This is a genomic window from Streptomyces sp. NPDC001222 (assembly GCF_042896945.1).
Taxonomy (GTDB): domain Bacteria; phylum Actinomycetota; class Actinomycetes; order Streptomycetales; family Streptomycetaceae; genus Streptomyces; species Streptomyces gibsoniae.
Map to the genome: position 1 here is coordinate 343,230 of NZ_JBIAXT010000004.1, position 14,341 is coordinate 357,570.

The window sequence follows — 14,341 nt, forward strand, 5'->3', positions numbered from 1 at the left end:
CGGTCCGGGGTCAGCCGATGTGGTAGCTGTCCCCGTAGACCTTCCAGTCGAGCGGCGGGTCGAGGTTCAGATTGCCCTTGCGCAGGAAGACCCGCTGCTCGGTGTCGACCCGGCTGGTGTCGCTGTGGGCCTCCTCCTGCTTCATGGCCCACACCCGCGCGTCGAGGAAGGCGTTGAGGTACGTCACCTCGTTGCCGCCCTGCGCCGGCGGCTTCGCCGAGCGCAGCGCGCGCTTGCGGATGTTGCGGAAGCTCGTCGGGTCGTCCCCGTCGCCGTGCATGACGATGGCGTCGTAGTACGTGAACTGCCCGAGCACCCCGAGCCCGTCGGTCTTGCCCTGCTGCACGGCGGGGTTGAAGTACACCCGGTCGCGCTCGTCGTTCTGCGCCTGCTGGAACGCCGTGTCCTGCGCGGCCTTGCGCCAGTCCTTGGGGAAGTTCGGGTCCAGCCCCTGGTGCGAGTCGCTGCCGTTCACCGCGCGCAGGGCGGGCAGGTACTTGGCGAGGACGTTGCCGGGCTTGCGGTCGGTGTAGAGCTGGACCAGGTCGAGCATGTCGCCGGTGCCTGAGCAGAAGCCGATGATGCCGGCGGTGTAGCCGCGACCGTCACCGATGTCCTCGATGTACTTGTACTGGGCCTTCCAGTCGAGGGAGGAGTTCTCCGCGCTGGAGACCAGCTTCATGGCGATCTCCTTCTTCGCCGGGTCGTCGAGCCCCACGGCCCTGGCGGCCGTGGGTGCCGCCGAGGCGTAGGGGGAGTTCAGGAGCGGCGCGGCGGCCAGGGACGCGCCGATGAGGGCGAGCACGGTGCGCCGGGACGTGTGCGTCGGGCCTGACGCGTCGGGGGAGCGATGCACCACGGGGACTCCAAGGGTGGGGGGCTGGGGGTGGTTGCACTGATAGGAAGGTTTCCTATCAGAAGCGAGGGGTGATGGGTACCCGTCATGCGAGAGGTTCGTAGAGTCGAACAAGTCCCCCCGGGGCCGGGCCCGGCTCAGGGCAGCGGCTGCTCGGCCCAGATGACCTTGCCCGTCGGCGTGTAGCGGGTCCCCCAGCGCTCGGCCAGCTGCGCCACGAGGAACAGGCCGCGTCCGCCCTCGTCCGTCATGCCCGCGTAGCGCAGATGGGGAGAGGTGCTGCTGCCGTCGAAGACCTCGCAGATCAGGCTGTGTTCGCGCACCACCCGCACATGGAGCGGCGGGCTGCCGTAGCGGATCGCGTTGGTGACGAGCTCGCTCAGGATCAGCTCCGTCGTGAAGTTCAGCTCGTCGAGCCCCCACTCCGCCAGCCGCCGCGTCACCGAGGCCCGCACCTCTCCGACGGCCGCCGGATCCATCGGCACGTCCCATTCGGCGATCTGGTCGGGCACGAGGGCGCGGGTGCGCGCGACGATCAGCGCGATGTCGTCACTGGAGCGGGACGGCGGCCGGGCGTCCAGGACGGCCCGGCAGGTGTCCTCGGGTGACGGTCCCGCATCCGCCAGCCAGGCGCGCAGCAGCTCCAGTCCGTCGTCGATGTCCCGCTCGCGGTCCTCGACGAGCCCGTCCGTGTAGAGCACGAGCCGGCTGCCCTCAGGAAGCTCCAGATCGGCCGTCTCGAACGGCAGCCCGCCGAGCCCGAGCGGCGGACCGGCCGGCACGTCGGGGAAGCCGACCTCGCCGTCGGGCCGGATCAGGGCCGGCGGCGGATGGCCCGCCCGGGCGATGGTGCAGCGCCGGGAGGCCGGGTCGTAGATCGCATACAGACATGTCGCGCCCGTGACGGGGGCGCTCGTTTCCTCGGCCATCTCGTTCTGGTCGATGCGGGCCACCAGTTCGTCCAGCAGACCGAGAAGTTCGTCCGGCGGCAGGTCCAGGGCCGAGAAGTTGTGGACCGCCGTGCGCAGCCGTCCCATGGTGGCCGCCGCGTGCAGGCCGTGGCCCACCACGTCGCCCACCACCAACGCGACCCGGGCGCCGGACAGCGGCAGCACGTCGAACCAGTCGCCGCCCACCCCGGCCTGCGCCGGAAGGTAGCGGTAGGCGATGTCCAGGGCGCCCTGCTCGGGCAGCCGCTGCGGCAGCAGACTGCGCTGCAGCGTCTCCGCCATGCTGTGTTCGCGCGTGTACCGGCGCGCGTTGTCGATGGCGACCGCGGCACGGGCCACCAGCTCCTCGGCGAGCGCCACGTCCTCCATGTCGTAGGGCTCCGGCTTCTCGGAACGCCAGAAGTTGACGAGGCCCAGGATCAGCGACCCCGCCCGCACGGGAGCGGTGATCAGCGAGTGGATCCCGTAGGCCACGACAGCCGTGGTGCGCTCGATGTCCTGCGCGAGCCAGCCCGGGGCGTCGCCCAGCCGGGCCTCCAGGACGGCCCTGCCGCTGTGCAGGCTGCGGGCCTGCGGAGAGGACGCCACGAACTGGATCCGGTGCCCGAGCGGGTACAGGGGGGCGCTCTCGCCGATCCCGGTGGACGCGGTGCGGCACAGATCCGACCCCGCCTCCGGCTCCTCGCCCTCCAGCACGGCTTCGTACAGATCGACGGTGACGAAGTCGGCGAACCGGGGGACGGCCAGCTCCGCCAGCTCCTCGGCGGTGCGCCGCACGCTCAGGCTCGTCCCTACGGCGCCCCCGGCGTCGTACAGCAGCGTGAGGCGCTCGCGCGCCACCTCCGCCCTGCCGGACAGAGCACGCAGCTCCGTCGAGTCACGGAGGGTGGCCACGCTCCCGGGCGGGCCCCCTCCCCGGTCCGTGGGCCGCTGGTTGATGGCCAGCAGCCGGCCCCGGACCAGCCGTACCTCGTCGGTGGCGGTGCGCCCGGAGGCCAGCAGCGCGGCGGTGTCGGAGGGCAGGCCGAGGTCGGTCACATGCCGTCGCTCGGCGTCGTCCGGCAGATCGAGCAGCCGCCGCGCCTCGTCGTTGCTGAGCAGGAGTTCGCCGTCGCCGTTGAGGATGATCACGCCTTCGCGGACCGAGTGCAGCACCGCGTCGTGGTGTTCGTACATCCGGGTCATCTCGCGCGGCCCGAGGCCGTGCGTCTGGCGCAGCAACCGCCGGCTGACCAGCGCCGTGCCCGCTGTGGCCAGGGCCAGGCCGGAGGCCGCGGCGGCCAGCACCAGCGGCAGCTGGCGGGCCGCGGCTCCGCCCGCGTGTTCCGTCGTGACACCGGCCGACACCAGGCCCACCACCCTGCCGTCCATCGCCTTGACCGGGACGATCGCCTGCACCAGCCGGCCGAGGGTGCCGTTGATCTCCTCGATCACGGGCGTCCCGGCCAGCGCGGGTTCGAGGTTTCCGACGAACTGCCGGCCGATGCGCTCCCGCACCGGATGGGTGTAACGGACCCCCTGGTTGTTCATGACGACGATGAAGTCGACCTTCGACGTGGTACGGGCGGCCTCGGCGGCCGGCTGCAGCACCGCCGACGGGTCGGGACTGCTCAGCGCCTCACGGGTGCCCGGGGCGTTCGCGAACGCCTCGGCGACGGCTAGGGAACGGTTGCGGGCCTCCTGGGTGGTGTCGTGCCGCACCTGAAGGAGCAGCGCCGCCACCGCGGTCAGGACCAGCAGCAGCACGATGATCACGTGCAGCAGGAACACCTGTCCGGCGACACTGCGCCCGGTCAGCGCCGAGCGCAGTGCCGCGAGGGCCCCCGGGCGCCGCCGATCCGTCTCCCGCTCCTCCTCAGAGGGCGGCGGGGACGGTGACTGCGGCAGGTGCGCGGTCCCCCTGGCGTCCGATGCGGACACCAGGTCGGCGCGGCTCTGCGCGTCCGGGCGACGCGGACCGCTCGGACGACGGGACGACCGGAGACCGGTTCGACCCAGAAGTCGGACCATGCTGCCATGTCTACACTCCCCGGCGGCGGGAGGCGAGAGATCACCCGCGGTGACCGTGCGTTCCCCGGTGCGCGAGGCGACCCGGACCGCGGGACCGCGCCCTGCCGCCGGGCCCGCTCGCCTGATCCGTCGCGCTGGGAGGGACGGCCGCTCTCACCGCCGAGTGGCGGCGCCACGCCCACTTTCGAGTGACTTCCTAGCCAGTCTGCTGACGCCTGGAACGGCCGTGCCCGACCATCGCAGTCGGCCGGGCAACCCCGCCCGCACCGTCCGCCGGGAGTCCGCCGTGCACATCCTGCTCGTGGCCACCGCGTTCAGCAGCCTCACCCAGCGCGTTCACGCCGAGCTGCGCGACCGGGGCCACACGGTGGCGGTGGAACTCGCCCTGCCGGGCGTCCCCCTGGCGGACACCGTACGGCGGCACGCGCCGCACCTCGTGCTGGCACCGATGCTGAAGACGGCCATCCCCCGGGAGGTGTGGAGCGCGTACCCGTGCCTCATCGTCCATCCGGGTCCCCTCGGAGACCGCGGGCCCTCGTCCCTGGACTGGGCGATCACAGAGGGTGCCACACGATGGGGCGTGACGGTTCTTCAGGCGGAGGAGGAGATGGACTCGGGTGCCGTGTGGGCGTCCGTGGCGTGCCCCGTGCCGCCGGTGTCCAAGAGCGACCTGTACCGGGGCGAGATCGCCGACACGGCCCTCGCGGCCGTTCTGCTGGCCGTGGAGCGCTTCGCCTCCGGGACCTACACCCCCCTCGCCCAGAGCGTCGCGCGAAGCCGCCCGTACCTCGACCAGAGCGTCCGCCGGATCGACTGGGCCGCGGACCCGACACCGGTCGTCGTCCGCAAGCTGCGCGCCGCCGACTCCCAGCCCGGCGTGCTCGACGTGCTGCTCGGCGAGGAGTGGTACCTGCACGGCGGCCACCCCGCGGAGGGACTGCACGGAACCCCCGGGGAACTGCTCGCCACCAGGGCCGGAGCGATCTGCCGGGCGACCGCGGACGGCGCCGTGTGGATTCCCGAACTGCGCCGGCGGCGCGTGCCGGGACAGCCCCGCCCGATCAAGCTCCCCGCAGTACAGGCCCTCGGCGACCGGCTGCCGCCGCTGCCCGAGCTAGCCGTGGCCCCGGACGCCGCACGGCCCGACTGGACCGACATCCGTTACCGCGAGGAGGGCGGCGCCGGCTTCCTCTCCTTCGCCTTCCCCGGTGGCGCGATGAGCACCACCCAGTGCCGGCGGCTGCTCGCCGCCTACCGGGACGCGTGTGCGCGCCCCACCTCGGTGCTGGTGCTGGGCGGTCAACGGGACTTCTTCTCCAACGGCATCCATCTGGGCGTCATCGAGGCCGCCGCCGACCCCGCGGCCGAGTCCTGGGCGAACATCAACGCCATCGACGACCTGGTCGAGGCGGTCCTGACGACCACGGACCGGCTGGTCGTCGCCGCGCTCGGCGGCAACGCCGCGGCGGGCGGCGTGATGCTCGCCCTCGCGGCCGACGAGGTCTGGTGCCGGGCCGGCTGCGTCCTCAATCCGCACTACCGGCTGATGGGCCTGTACGGCTCCGAGTACTGGACCTACACCCTGCCCCGTCGCGTCGGTGCCACGGTGGCCGAGCGGCTTGTGGACGAGGCCCTGCCGATGAGCGCCGCCCGGGCCCGGGGCCTCGGACTCGTCGACCGGGTGGTCGAGTGCGGGCCGCAGGACTTCGCGGCGGAGACCGGCCGGCTGGCCGCCAGGCTGGCGGCACTGCCGGGAACACGGTCCCGGATCGCGGCGAAGAAGGCGGAACTGGAGTTCCGGCAGAGCAAGGAGCCGCCCGCCGCCTTCCGGGAACGGGAGCTGGCCAGGATGTACCGGACCTTCCATGATCCGGGCGCGGCCTACCACGCGCTGCGGCGCGCGTTCGTCCGCAAGGAGACACCGTCGTGCACGCCCCCGCATCTCACCGTCGCCGTGCGACGGCGGCCCGACTGATGGCGAGACGCCCGACGGTCCGCAGGGGATCGTCGCTCACCGGGGACCGCCGTCCCCGTGCCGCGTTTCGCGGCCCGCCCACGCCCGAAAGGACCGCCCTGTGAGCGTGACCGTGTTCGCCCCGGAGACGGAGGCACGCTTCGCCCTCGCCCGGCGGGTGGCCGACACCGTCCTCTTCGAGGGCTGTGCGCTCCACCCGTACCGCGGGTCCGCCGCCGAGCACCGGCTGCGCCGGCAGTTCGGGGTACTGGTGCCGCCCGCCTGGGGTGCCGACCGCGAGGAGGAGTACGACTTCCAGCACACCGAGTGCCTGATGGAACCCGGCGCGGACGCCACCTTGGCGGTCGAGCTGCGGTTCCTGCGCGCCCGGCGACGTACGGTCCAGCAGGCCCGGGCCGACGGCACGTTCACCACGGTTGCCGAACTCCGGCTGGGGGAGCGCGTCCTCGCTCCCCTGGACGAGGGAACCGTGGAGCGCGTCGAAGCGGTCGTGACTCCGGCCGAACTCGTCGAGGGCGACGGGGTCACGCTCGCCTTCGCCCGCCCGGCGGAGGAGGCGAGCGAGCCGGCCCTCGACGCGGACGGCCGGGCCGTGGGCCGCCTGGTACGGCGGTACGAGGAGATCCACGGCACCCTGCGGCTGTCAGCACGCCGGCTCGACGGTCCCTTCCGGGTCATGCGGCTCACCGCCGTCGTCGAGAACACCAGCCCCTGGACCCCCGCGGACGGCGAGGCCGCCGACCGGGGCTCGGCGCTGCCCCGCTCCCTGATGGCCACCCATCTTCTGCTGGGACTGAGCGCCGGGTCCTTCCTGTCGATGACGGAACCCCCCGAATGGGCGAAGGACGCCATCACTTCCTGCCGCAATCTGCACACCTGGCCCGTCCTCGCCGGCGAACCCGGCCGTGCGGACGTGATGCTGTCCTCGCCGGTCATCCTCGGGGACCATCCGGCCGTCCCGGCGGCACACCCCGACGGCCCCGGCTCGTCGTACGCGCCCGTGGCCGCCGACGGGGCCCTCACCCCGAGCACCGTGCGCGCGGTGACGGGGGCGGCGTCCGCCGAAGGATTCCCCGACGAGTACGGGGTCGTGCAGCCGGAGACCCGGCGCGCCCCGGCGGTCGAGGCGGACGTCGACCCGGCCCCCGGCGAGGTCGTCGTGGACGGCCGCCCGGTGCGAGCCGGGAGCCGGGTGCGACTCCGCCCCGGACTGCGGCGCACCGACGCACAGGATCTGTTCCTGCGCGGCCGTACCGCGACTGTCGAGTCCGTGCTGCACGACGTGGACGGCTCGGTGCATCTCGCGGTGACGGTGGCGGGCGACCCGGGCGCCGACATCCGGCGGGCGCAGGGGAGCTTTCTCTACTTCCGGACCGACGAGGTGACCCCCGTGGAGGACGAGACATGACCGCGGGTGGCGACAACGGCAAGGTTCTGGTGGCCGGCATCGGGAACGTCTTCCTCGGGGACGACGGCTTCGGCGTGGAGACCGTCCGCGCGCTGAGCGGCCGTCGGCTGCCCGCGCATGTCGAGGTCCTGGACATCGGGGTGCGCGGAGTGCATCTCGCCTACCAGGTCCTCGACGGCTACGACATGCTGGTGCTGGTGGACGCCACGGCGCGCGGCGGGGATCCCGGCACGCTGTATGTGATCGAGCACGAGGCCGCGGCGGACGGTGCCCCGAGCGCGCCGATGGACGGCCACCGGATGACCCCCGACGCCGTCCTCGCCGTGCTCGCCACGCTCAGCGCCGGCACGGGCGGGCAGCCGCCACGGCGCACGGTGGTGGTGGGGTGCGAGCCCGCCTGTGTGGAGGAGCGCATCGGCCTCAGCCCGGCGGTGTCGGACGCCGTACCCCGGGCCGTCCGGATGATCGAACAGCTGCTGCGGCCAGAGGCGACGAGCGCTCCCGCGGCCCAGGCCCGGGCGGACGAGGCCGCCGCGCCCGAGACCCTCGTGGACGACACCGCACGCTGAGCGGAGGTGTCCCGCCCCCAGCCGTTGCGGCGAACGGCGGACCCGCCCGGCGGCCCCGGCGTGCCGGGCACCGAGCCGACGGTGCCTCACCTCTAATGGAGTCGGCGGGCCGCGCACGCCCCGTCCCACGGGGCCGCTTCCCGCCCTCCCGCCGGGACGGAGACCCATGCACGAGATGTCCATCGCGCTGGCGGTGATCGGCCAGGTGGAAGAGGCGGCCGAGCGGGCCGGTGACGTCACGGCGGTGCACGAGGTCCGACTCCAGGTGGGCGAACTGGCCGGTGTCGTCCCCGACGCCCTGTCCTTCTGCTTCGAACTGGCCTGCGCCGGGACCGTGCTCGAAGGTGCCGAACTGGTCACCGACTTCGTGCCCGGACGCGCCCGCTGCGCACCGTGCGCGCACGAATGGGCCGTCGGCATGCCCCCGCTGCTGAGCTGCCCGCGCTGTGATGCGGGCACCACCGACCTGCTGTCCGGCCGTGAACTGCAGATCGTCGGTGTGCGGTGGGAGGACGGCCGCCCGCCCGAACCCACCCGCGAACCGATCTTTGAGGAGTGCTGAACCATGTGCCGTGTGGTCGACCTGCACCAGGCCGTACTCGCCAAGAACGACCGGGCCGCGGACACCCTGCGCGCCGAACTCACGGCCCGTGGCACCACCGTCGTCAACCTGCTCTCCAGCCCCGGCAGCGGCAAGACCGCCCTCCTGGAACGCGAACTCGTCGAGGCCCGGGACCGCGCGGTGCCGGTCGCGGCGCTCACGGCCGACCTCGCGACCGAGAACGACGCGGCACGGCTCGCGCGTTCGGGAGTCCCGGTCAAGCAGGTCCTCACCGACGGTCTGTGCCACCTGGAGGCCGGGATGCTCGCCGGTCATCTGAAGGGGTGGCTGCCCGACCCGGTACGGCTGCTGTTCGTGGAGAACGTCGGCAATCTCGTCTGTCCGGCCTCCTACGACCTGGGGGAGACGCTGCGGGTGGTGCTCGCCTCCGTGACCGAGGGCGAGGACAAGCCGCTCAAGTACCCCACCGCTTTCGGACTCGCCCATCTGGTCGTGGTCACCAAGACGGACATCGCCGAGGCGGTCGGCTTCGACGAGGAGACGTTCCGCGTGAACGTGGAGCGGGTCAATCCGGGGGTGGAGGTGCTGCTGACCTCGGCCCGCCGTGACGTGGGGGTCGGTCTTCTGCTCGACCGCGCCCTGGCGGCCGCGGCCGGCGCCCCCGTCCACACGCCCGTGATGGCCCGTGGGCCGCACCGGCACACCCACGACCACGCCGACAGCGACCACACGGCTGCGCACGCCGGCCACGCGCACGACGGGACCGGCGACGGAGCCCAGGACCACACGAACGGCCCCGCCGCCATGGCACAGCCCCGCTCGTGACCGGTTCGCCCCCCACGACCGCCGCGGTTCGCACAGGGCTGCGCCGAAGGGTCACCGTCCAAGGTGTGGTGCAGGGTGTCGGCTTCCGGCCCTACGTCCATGCCCGCGCCACCGCGCTGAACCTGTCCGGGTATGTGACCAACACCCCCGAGGGCGTGGTCGTGGAGATCGAGGGCGAACCGGAAGCCGTCGCCCGGTTCTGCGACCGCATCGCCGAGGACGCGCCCCCGCTGGCCCGGGTGGACCGCGTCCAGCACCAGGAGGTGCCCGTCGCCGGTGACACCGCCTTCGCCATCCGCGCCTCCCGGACGGACGGCCCCGCGCGGGCGCTGATCCCGGCTGACACGGCGACCTGCGCCGCGTGCCTCGGCGAACTCGCCGACCCCGGCGACCGGCGCCACCGCCACCCCTTCATCACCTGCACCCACTGCGGCCCACGGTTCACCATCGTCACCGGCCTGCCCTACGACCGGGACCAGACCACCATGGCCGGGTTCCCGATGTGCGCCGACTGCGCCCGCGAGTACTCCGATCCGGGCGACCGCCGTTTCCACGCCCAGCCCATCGCCTGCCCGGCCTGCGGGCCGCGGCTGCGGCTGCTCCCCGGCCGCGCGGACGCGGGCGGCCCGCCGGGCCCGGGACCGCAGGGGGACCCGATCGCCGCGGCCCGGCGGCTCCTGGCGCGCGGCGCCGTCCTGGCGGTCAAGGGCCTGGGCGGCTACCACCTGGCCTGCGACGCCACCGATTCCGCGGCCGTCGACCGGTTGCGGTACCGCAAGGCCCGGGGGGACAAGCCGTTCGCGGTCATGGCCGCGAGCATCGAGGACATCGAGCCCCTCGTCCGGCTCGCTCCCGAGGAGCGCTCCCTGCTCACCGGCGCCACCCGGCCCATCGTGCTGCTGCGCCGCCGTACCGACGGCCCCACCGCGCCCGGAGCCGCCCGCCCGGCCGAGGGCGTCGCGCCGGGCAGCCCCGACCTCGGCGTCATGCTGCCGTACACCCCCGTGCACCATCTGCTGTTCGGGCTGCCCGGCGACCCCGAGGGACCCCGGCTGCTCGTCATGACCAGCGGCAATGTCTCCGGCGAACCCATCGTGACCGACGACGCGGAGGCGCTGGAGCGGCTGGCCCATCTCGCCGACGCCTGGCTCACCCACGACCGGCCGATCCATGTGCCGTGCGACGACTCCGTGGTGCGCGTGTGCGACGGACAGCCACTGCTCGTACGCCGGGCCCGGGGATACGCGCCGCTGCCGCTGCCCCTTCCGGTCGAGGTGCGTCCCGCCCTCGCCGTCGGCGGAGACCTCAAGAACACGCTCTGCCTCGGCGCGGGTCGGCTGGCGTGGCTGTCCGCCCACATCGGCGACATGGACGACCTCGCCACCCAGGAGGCCTTCGAACACGCCGTGGATCAGCTGGAGTCGATCACCCCGGTGCGGCCGCGGCTGCTGGCCGCCGACCGGCATCCCGCCTACCGCAGCGCCGGCTGGGCCCTGCGCAATGCGGCGGGCCGCCCCGTCGTCCGGGTCCAGCACCATCACGCCCATGTCGCCGGCGCGATGGCCGAGCACGGGCTCGACGGCGGCAGGCCGGTGCTCGGCGTCGCCTTCGACGGGACCGGCTACGGCGACGACGGGGCGGTGTGGGGCGGGGAGTTCCTGCTCGCCGACTACGACGGGTTCCTGCGGTTCGGGCATCTGGCGTACGCACCGCTGCCCGGGGGCGACGCCGCGGTGCACCGGCCGTACCGCATGGCCCTCGCGCACCTGCGCCGCGCGGGCATCGACTGGTCGGCCGGACTGCCCTGCGCGGACGTCTGCCCGCCGGACGAACGCCGCGTGCTGGAGCGGCAGTTGGAGCGGAACCTGAGCTGCGTCCCCACCTCCAGCATGGGCCGGCTCTTCGACGCCGTGTCGTCCCTCGCGGGGGTCCGTCACCGATCGCGGTACGAGGCCCAGGCCGCCGTGGAACTGGAGGCCGCCGCGCTGCGGGCCCCCGCCGGGGACACGGCCACCTACGCCTTCGCCACGGGGCCCCCGGAGCCTGACGGCGGCCCGGTCCGGGCGGATCCGGCGCCGGTGATCGCGGCGATCGTCGACGACCTGCGCGCGGGAGTGCCCGCGGAGCTGATCGCGGCCCGCTTCCACCGGGCCGTCGCCGCCCTTGTCCGTGCCATGTGCGTACGGGCACGGGAGCGGCACGGAGTGGACACGGTCGCCCTCACGGGCGGTGTGTTCCTCAACTCCCTGCTCTCCTCGGCCTGCGCGCGGGACCTGAGCACGGACGGTTTCACCGTGCTGCGCCACCACCTGGTGCCCCCGGGCGACGGCGGTCTGGCCCTCGGCCAGCTCGTGGTGGCCGCCCGCACGGGGGAGCGGACCAGGGTCCCCGACTGACCGACCGTCCCGGCAGCGCCGGGCGACGCACCATCCACAGCGAGGAGAGGCCCATGTGCCTTGCGGTACCCGGCAGAGTGCTGGACATCGAGGAACGCGACGGCACCCGGATGGCCACCGTCGACTTCGGCGGTGTCGTCAAGGAGGTGTGCCTGGAGTACCTGCCCGACATCCAGGTCGGCGAGTACGCCATCGTCCACGTCGGCTTCGCCCTGCAGCGCCTCGACGAGGAGTCGGCCAAGCAGACGCTCGAACTGTTCGAAACCCTCGGCATGCTGCAGGAGGAGTTCGGCGACCCCTGGGAAACGGCGGCGGGAGCGGACGGAACGCTCCCGCCCGGGCGCGAGGAGGCACGCCAGTGAAGTACATCGACGAATTCCAGGACCCGGATCTGGCACGCCGGCTCCTCGACGAGATCCACGCCACGGTGACCAGGCCCTGGGCCCTGATGGAGGTCTGCGGTGGCCAGACCCACTCCATCATCCGCCATGGCATCGACCAACTGCTGCCCGAGGAGGTGGAACTGATCCACGGCCCGGGCTGCCCCGTGTGCGTGACCCCGCTGGAGGTCATCGACAAGGCGCTGGAGATCGCCTCCCGCCCCGGCGTGATCTTCTGTTCCTTCGGCGACATGCTGCGTGTGCCCGGCACCGGCCGTGACCTGTTCCAGGTGAAGGGGGCGGGCGGGGACGTCAGGGTGGTCTACTCCCCGCTCGACGCCCTGCGCATCGCCCAGGAGAACCCGGACCGGGAGGTGGTGTTCTTCGGCATCGGCTTCGAGACCACCGCGCCCCCCAACGCGATGACGGTCCATCAGGCCCACAGGCTCGGCATCCGGAACTTCAGCATGCTGGTGTCGCACGTACGGGTGCCCCCCGCGATCGAGGCGATCATGCGGTCGCCCAGCTGCCGCGTCCAGGGCTTTCTGGCCGCGGGGCATGTGTGCAGCGTGATGGGCGTCGACGAGTACCCGGACCTGGCGGAGCGCTTCCGGGTCCCGATCGTGGTCACCGGATTCGAGCCCCTGGACATCCTCGAAGGGGTACGCCGCACCGTGGCCCAGCTCGAACGGGGCGAGCACCGTGTCGACAACGCCTACCCCCGTGCCGTCCGGGCCGAGGGCAACCCGGCCGCCAAGGCCATGCTGGAGGACGTCTTCGAGGTCGCCGACCGCGCCTGGCGCGGCATCGGCGTGATTCCCGACAGCGGCTGGCGGCTGTCCCCGAAGTACCGCGACCACGACGCCGAGCACCGCTTCGCGGTGGAGGGCATCCGGACCCGCGAACCCGCCGAGTGCCGCAGCGGAGAGGTCCTGCAGGGCCTGCTCAAACCGCACGAGTGCGAGGCGTTCGGCACCCTGTGCACCCCACGCACCCCGCTCGGAGCCACGATGGTCTCCAGCGAGGGCGCCTGCGCCGCGTACTACCTCTACCGGCGCCTGGACCTGACCCCCGCGTCCCGGGAGGCGACCCCCGTTGTCTGACACCACCGATCTGCGCATGCCGTCCGTGGACCCGGCGGCCTGGACCTGCCCGGCCCCGCTGCGCGACCAGTCCCGCGTCGTCATGGGCCACGGCGGCGGCGGGGCGCTCTCCGCGGAGCTGATGCGGGACGTCTTCGCGCCCGCCTACGGAGGAGACACGCTGGCGCAGCTCGGCGATGCCGCCGCGCTGTCGCTGGGGGGACTGCGACTGGCGTTCTCCACCGACTCCTTCGTGGTGCGGCCGCTGTTCTTCCCCGGCGGCAGCATCGGCGACCTCGCGGTCAACGGCACCGTCAACGACCTCGCCATGAGCGGTGCCCGGGCGTCGTACCTCTCCTGCGGATTCATCCTGGAGGAGGGCGTCGAACTGGAGACGGTCGCCCGGGTCGCCGACGCGCTGGGCGCGGCGGCGCGGGCCGCCGGGGTCGAGGTGGCGACGGGCGACACCAAGGTGGTGGAGGCCGGCCACGGCGACGGCGTCTTCATCAACACGGCCGGTATCGGGCTGATCCCGGCGGACGTCGATCTGCGGCCGCAGCGGGTGGTCCCCGGCGACGTCGTGATCGTCAGCGGCCCGATCGGGGCCCACGGTGTGGCGATCATGAGTGTCCGTGAGGGCCTGGAGTTCGGCGTGGAGATCGAGAGCGACTGCGCGGCGCTCGGCGGACTCGTGGACGCCATGCTCGCCGTCACCCCGGATCTGCACGTCCTGCGGGATCCCACCCGGGGAGGGCTGGGGGCCGTACTGAACGAGATCGCGCTCGCCTCTGGGACCGGCGTCGTCATCACCGAGCGGGAGGTCCCGGTCCCGCCCGCCGTCGCCAACGCCTGCGCCGTGCTGGGTCTCGACCCGATGTACGTGGCCAACGAGGGCAAGCTCGTGGCGTTCGTGCCGCGGCAGCACGCCGACGCCGTCCTGGACGCGATGCGGGCGCATCCGCTGGGCGCCGAGGCCCGGATCATCGGCGAGACGGTGGTGGAGCACCCGGGCATGGTCGTGGCCCGCACCGGCCTCGGCGGCACCCGGGTGATCGACCTGCCGATCGGGGAGCAACTGCCCAGGATCTGCTGACCCGTTCGGCCCCGGCGCCGCGCGGCGGCGGCCCGCCGGGCGGGGGCGGCCGGCGCCTGGACGTGCCCGGGGGCTTTGAACATGATCCGCCGTCGCTGCGTACTCGTCGATGTGACCTCAGGGAGCCCGTTACCGCCGCCGACGCTCATCGGGTGGTGCCGGGCCGCGAGGCGGACTTCCACTCGGGGAGCGGGCCCTGCCGCGGACGACCGCGCGGCGGCCCCGGGCAGGCCCG

Annotated in this window: 11 protein-coding genes; 9 read left to right on the forward strand and 2 right to left on the reverse strand. The window is 73.3% G+C overall.

Features of this window, described 5'->3' with window-relative positions:
- Window positions 1–10: 10 nt before the first annotated feature.
- A complete protein-coding gene (locus tag ACFY2Z_RS09000) occupies window positions 11–859 on the reverse strand; it encodes a chitosanase (protein WP_390743494.1) in 849 nt (282 codons plus the stop codon).
- A gap of 134 nt (window positions 860–993) precedes the next feature.
- Window positions 994–3,816 carry a SpoIIE family protein phosphatase gene (locus ACFY2Z_RS09005; protein WP_390743495.1) on the reverse strand — a complete coding sequence of 941 codons (2,823 nt, stop codon included), beginning with the start codon at window positions 3,814–3,816 and terminating at the stop codon, window positions 994–996.
- Window positions 3,817–4,102: 286 nt separating this feature from the next.
- Between ACFY2Z_RS09005 and ACFY2Z_RS09010 the strand changes: the two genes are divergently transcribed.
- The 9 genes from ACFY2Z_RS09010 (at window position 4,103) to hypE (ending at window position 14,106) form a co-directional block, all read left to right on the forward strand.
- Window positions 4,103–5,791: an enoyl-CoA hydratase-related protein gene (locus ACFY2Z_RS09010; RefSeq protein ID WP_390743539.1), complete on the forward strand. Its 1,689-nt coding sequence runs from the start codon at window positions 4,103–4,105 to the stop codon at window positions 5,789–5,791.
- A gap of 100 nt (window positions 5,792–5,891) precedes the next feature.
- Window positions 5,892–7,199 carry a hypothetical protein gene (locus ACFY2Z_RS09015; protein WP_390743496.1) on the forward strand — a complete coding sequence of 436 codons (1,308 nt, stop codon included), beginning with the start codon at window positions 5,892–5,894 and terminating at the stop codon, window positions 7,197–7,199.
- Window positions 7,196–7,768 carry a hydrogenase maturation protease gene (locus ACFY2Z_RS09020; RefSeq protein WP_390743497.1) on the forward strand — a complete coding sequence of 191 codons (573 nt, stop codon included), beginning with the start codon at window positions 7,196–7,198 and terminating at the stop codon, window positions 7,766–7,768. The genes ACFY2Z_RS09015 and ACFY2Z_RS09020 overlap by 4 nt, the downstream gene beginning before the upstream one ends.
- Window positions 7,769–7,934: 166 nt before the next feature.
- Window positions 7,935–8,330 carry a hydrogenase maturation nickel metallochaperone HypA gene (locus ACFY2Z_RS09025; RefSeq protein WP_390743498.1) on the forward strand — a complete coding sequence of 132 codons (396 nt, stop codon included), beginning with the start codon at window positions 7,935–7,937 and terminating at the stop codon, window positions 8,328–8,330.
- A gap of 3 nt (window positions 8,331–8,333) precedes the next feature.
- Window positions 8,334–9,155 (forward strand): hydrogenase nickel incorporation protein HypB, encoded by an 822-nt coding sequence (gene hypB / locus ACFY2Z_RS09030; protein WP_390743499.1) that lies wholly within the window; start codon window positions 8,334–8,336, stop codon window positions 9,153–9,155.
- On the forward strand, window positions 9,152–11,551 hold the full coding sequence (gene hypF / locus ACFY2Z_RS09035; protein ID WP_390743500.1) for a carbamoyltransferase HypF: 2,400 nt from the start codon (window positions 9,152–9,154) through the stop codon (window positions 11,549–11,551). Before hypB ends, hypF begins: the two co-directional genes overlap by 4 nt.
- Before the next feature lie 53 nt (window positions 11,552–11,604).
- Complete coding sequence (locus ACFY2Z_RS09040; RefSeq protein WP_390743501.1) at window positions 11,605–11,913, forward strand: HypC/HybG/HupF family hydrogenase formation chaperone; 309 nt, start codon at window positions 11,605–11,607, stop codon at window positions 11,911–11,913.
- Window positions 11,910–13,034, forward strand: a complete 1,125-nt coding sequence (gene hypD / locus ACFY2Z_RS09045) for a hydrogenase formation protein HypD (protein ID WP_390743502.1) — start codon at window positions 11,910–11,912, stop codon at window positions 13,032–13,034. The genes ACFY2Z_RS09040 and hypD overlap by 4 nt, the downstream gene beginning before the upstream one ends.
- Window positions 13,027–14,106 (forward strand): hydrogenase expression/formation protein HypE, encoded by a 1,080-nt coding sequence (hypE, locus tag ACFY2Z_RS09050; RefSeq protein ID WP_390743503.1) that lies wholly within the window; start codon window positions 13,027–13,029, stop codon window positions 14,104–14,106. The genes hypD and hypE overlap by 8 nt, the downstream gene beginning before the upstream one ends.
- Window positions 14,107–14,341: the final 235 nt, after the last annotated feature.